This window comes from Luteibacter sp. KNZ12-1A (genome assembly GCF_056755675.1).
In genome coordinates, this window is the sequence record NZ_JBPGXU010000170.1 from 1 (window position 1) to 4,291 (window position 4,291).

Annotated in this window: 2 protein-coding genes; one reads left to right on the top strand and one right to left on the bottom strand. The window is 64.7% G+C overall.

Translation table 11 applies throughout. The features are described 5' to 3' along the window. Positions 1-48: 48 nt before the first annotated feature. On the bottom strand, positions 49-2,319 hold the full coding sequence (locus ACR9ZJ_RS18965; protein ID WP_481288642.1) for a TonB-dependent receptor: 2,271 nt from the start codon (positions 2,317-2,319) through the stop codon (positions 49-51). Positions 2,320-2,612: 293 nt separating this feature from the next. Between ACR9ZJ_RS18965 and ACR9ZJ_RS18970 the strand changes: the two genes are divergently transcribed. Next, entirely contained in the window at positions 2,613-4,043 is a 1,431-nt protein-coding gene (locus ACR9ZJ_RS18970) for a porin (protein ID WP_481280792.1), read from the top strand. Positions 4,044-4,291: the final 248 nt, after the last annotated feature.

The following is a 4,291-nucleotide window of genomic DNA, read 5'->3' on the forward strand; positions in this document are numbered from 1 at the left end:
GCCCCCCTACGCCGCCGCCCGCCACCTACCCATCTACCGCGAGCCCGCTTACAGCTCCGCGCGGAACTCCACGCCCACCACGCGCGGATCGTTGACGAACGCGGTGCGGTTGTTGAAGTCGATGCCGCCGGTGATCACCTTCTTGTTGGTGATGTTGCGGCCGTACAGGGCGATCTCGCGCTTGCCGAACTCCCAGTTGTAGCCGATGCGGATGCCGCCTTCGAGGAACGGCTTGCTGCGGAACTCCTGCGAGTCGTACAGGAAGAAGTTCACTTCGCTGCGGTAGTTCCAGTCGGTGTACACGAAGAACTCGCCACTCTCGCCATAGGGGATGCCATAGCGTGCGGTCCAGGTGCCAATCCACTTCGGTGCGTTGGGCAGCACGTTGCCGTCGATCAACGCATTGCCGGTGGCGTTGAGCGGGTCGAGCACGGTGCAGCCGCCGCCGCACGGTGCCACCGCGAGGTTGCGATCCTTCAGCTCCGTATGGTTGTAGCTGCCGCCGGCGGTCATGTAGAACTGCGGCGTCAGGTAGGCCTCGAGGTCGAACTCGGCGCCGTAGCCCTCGGTCTTCTTCGCGTTGATCAACTGCGTGACGTTGGTCGCACCACCCACGGCGGTGAGCTGCTGGTTGTGCATGTTGTACTTGTAGACGTCGGCATTGAAACGCAGCTTGTTGTCGTCGGTGGTCGACTTGAAGCCGATCTCGTACGAGGTGATCGTCTCCGGCTTCGCCGTGGAGATGCTGTTGGCGAAGTTGATGCGGCCCTGCACGCTCGGTGCGCGGAAGCCATTGGCGATGCGCGCATAGACGTTCGCGTTCTTCGACAACTGCCAGGTGCCGGTCAGATCGCCGCTCCAGCGGGCGTCGGTCGGATCCGAGGTGAGCGGGCCCACCGGGCCGGTGAAGCCGAGGAAGCGTTCGGCCTTGAAGTCACGCTTGTCGTGCGACCAGCGCGCACCGGCACGCACGTCGAATTCGTCGGTGAACTGGAAATCGGCCGAACCGAACACGGCCCAGGCCTTCGTGCGCTGGCTCTGGTCCACCCAGCCATTGAGGACATGGTTGTTCAGGGTGTCGTACGAGAAGTTGGTGATCGCGATGTCTTCGTCGAAGTAGTACGTGCCCACCTGCCACTTCAGGCGCTCGGCGCTGTCGTTGGAAAGGCGGAATTCCTGGGTGATCTGGCGGTCCTTCGGCAGCGCATCGGCGGTCTCGGAGTAGAACGGCGTGACGCGGTTGGTGAAGCTGGCCTTCGCCGGCGTGCCCGATGCGTCATAGCCGCCGTCGACGTCGCCGAGGCTGTACGTGGTCGCGCGTTCCAGGCCCGTGATCGAGGCGAAGTTGAGGTCGCCGAAGTGCCAGTTCAGGTGCAGGTTGCTGCCCCAGGTGAACAGGTGCTGCTTGTTGCGACCGTCCTGCGAGACGGAATCGCGGTCGAAGCCGGGGACGAACTGGTCGCCACCCAGGGTGATCGAGTTGGCACGGTTGACCATCGCGCTGCCGTCGAGCCAGCGGCCGTGCACGTTGATCAACGCGTCGAAGTCTTCCGTGGCCTTATAGAGCGCCTGCAGGCGGATGGCGCGATCGTTGTAGCCACCCAGGTCGTCCTTCTTGCCCGTGTAGTCGTTGTCGATCCAGCCATCGCGGTGCTGGGCGAGGGCGGAGACGCGGCCCGACCAGCTCGAACTGATCTTGCCGCCGATCGCGGCTTCCGCATTGGCGGTACCGTACGAGCCATAGGAAACGCGCGCGTAGTCTTCGGTTTCCTGCGTGGGCTTGCGCGATTCGAACTTGATCACGCCGGCCGGGGAGTTACGGCCGAACAGGGTGCCCTGCGGACCGCGCAGCACTTCGACCTGTTCGAGGTCGAACAGGGGGAAGCCCTTGAGGATGGGGTTTTCCTGGACGATGTCGTCGTAGACCATCGACACCGGCTGCGACGCGTTGAGATCGAAATCGCTGTTGCCGAGGCCGCGGATGTAGAAGCGCGGAAACTCGCGGCCATAGGACGTCTCGGCGTACACGCTGGGTGCGCGGGAAGCCAGTTGCAGCACGCCGTCACCCGCCTGGCCGAAGGACTCGAGCTTCTCGGCCGTCACCACGGTCATGGAGATGGGCACCTTTTGCAGGTCTTCCGTACGCTTTTCCGCGGTCACGTTGATGGTCTGCAGGGTGGCCGTACGGGTCGGAGCGCTGGACGGCTGCGTGTTGGACGAGGCGTCCTGGGCGATGGCCGCGCCGGCGGTGAGCGCCGTGGCGATGGACAAGGCGATGACGAGACGTCGCGGCATGCGGCGCGAGCTTGCGAGAGACATGTTGTGGTTTCCGCCTGGAATGGGACTGGGTGAGAGTGCCTCGCCGACGACGGCCGGGCCGTCGTCCCCTGGCGAGGGCGCGTCTGGCCCGAATTATCCCTGTGTCACCGTCATGACGAAAGTGTTGCGCTGCGGTAACGGCCCGCTGCCACATGGCGTGGCGTGTGTCACGTAAGTGAAATGCGCGGACGTTAACGTGCGCCGGATCGACGCGGATAACGCTGTTTGCCACTTTTAGGCACGTTATCGGCGACGTTTGAGGTTTTTCTCAATCCATTCGGAGCATGAGCGCGATGAAGAGACTTCCCCTGGCCGCCGCCTTCTGGACGATGTGCGGTACCGCGGCCGCCGAGGGCGCCCCCCAGGCTGCCGTCGAGTTGTACGTCGATACGAACACGCGGCAGATATTCGCGGAGCCGGGCCCGGGCCGTCAGCGCCTGGGCCGGTTCGTGCAGGCGAGCGACGAGGCGGCCCCGGCGGCGAGCGTGGCGACGACGGGAACGGCCACCCCGGCAGCCTCCGGCGCGGCCGGCACCACGGCTTCCTCGTCTCCCGCCATCGCCACGGCCAAACCCGCGTCGTCGTCGGCCAAGGCCTGGTACGAGAAGATCGGCATCCGCGGTTACGTGCAGATGCGTTACAACCAGGAACTCGGCGAGGACGCCAAGGACCTCAAGTCGCCGGGCGATCGCTTCATCGGCCGCGAACAAGGTTTCGGCATCCGCCGTGCGCGCGTCGTCATCAGCGGCGATGTCACCGACAACATGTCGATCTACATCCAGCCCGACCTCGCCAGTACCCCGTCGGGCTCGAGCACCACCCACTTCGCCCAGCTGCGTGACGCGTACGCCGACCTCTGGCTCACCAAGGACAAGACCTGGCGCATTCGCGCGGGTCAATCCAAGGTTCCGTACGGTTGGGAGGATCTGCAATCGAGCCAGAACCGTCTCGCCCTCGACCGTGCCGACGCGCTGAATTCCGGCGTGCGCGACGAGCGCGACCTCGGCGTGTTCGCCTACTGGTCGCCGACGGTGGCGAAGGAGCGCTTCGCCTATCTGCAGAAGTCGGGCCTCAAGGGTTCGGGCGACTATGGCGTGATCGGTTTCGGCGTCTACAACGGGCAGGGCGCGAACCGCCCGGATCGCAACGACCAGCTGCATTCCGTCGTCCACTTCTCGTATCCGTTCAAGTTCGCCAACGGGCAGTATCTCGAGGTCGGCGCGGATGCGTACTCCGGCCGCTACAAGGTGAGCACGGGCTCCGCGACGATCGATGGCCGCACGTTCACGCCCGGCGTGGATGCGCCGGAAGCGGGATCGACGGATCGCCGCGTGGCCGCGCATGTCGTGTATTACCCGCAGCCGTTCGGGTTCCAGGCCGAATGGACCGTGGGCAAGGGGCCGGAACTCGACATCGCCCGGCGCATGGTGCGGACGAAGTCGCTGCGTGGCGGCTATGCGCAGGTGATGTACAAGTTCGACGGCGGCTTCGGTTCACTGATGCCGTATGCGAAATGGCAGACCTATCGCGGCGCGGCCAAGTTCGACACGAACGCACCGCGGATGGAAGTCGACGAACTCGAAGCCGGCGTCGAGTGGCAGCCGTCGAACGCGATCGAGCTGGCGGTGGCCTACGCGAACATGCGCCGCACCGATGTCAGTGCCGCGCCGTATCGCAAGATCGACGGGCAGTTGTTGCGGGTACAGCTGCAGGTCAATTACTGACAGCAGAAAGGCAAGCCTGGTGGGAGCCGGCCCTGTCGGCGATGCTCTGGCTTCAGGAGGGCTTCGCTCCGCAGGAATCGCCGACAAGTCGGCTCCCACACAAAGCCTGTTCCCACACAAAGCCGGCTTCCACACAAAGCCGCTCCCACACAAAGCCGCTCCCACACAAGGTCGGCTTCCATCCAAAGCCGGCTTCCCTAAGAAGTGGTTGCCGCCATGGAGGCGGCTGCAACGAAAACCTGGTGGGA

Bases quoted from the DNA above. Each gene is read 5' to 3' on its own strand.
- ACR9ZJ_RS18965 (WP_481288642.1), bottom strand. From the start codon at position 2,319: ATGTCTCTCGCAAGCTCGCGCCGCATGCCGCGACGTCTCGTCATCGCC.
- ACR9ZJ_RS18970 (WP_481280792.1), top strand. From the start codon at position 2,613: ATGAAGAGACTTCCCCTGGCCGCCGCCTTCTGGACGATGTGCGGTACC.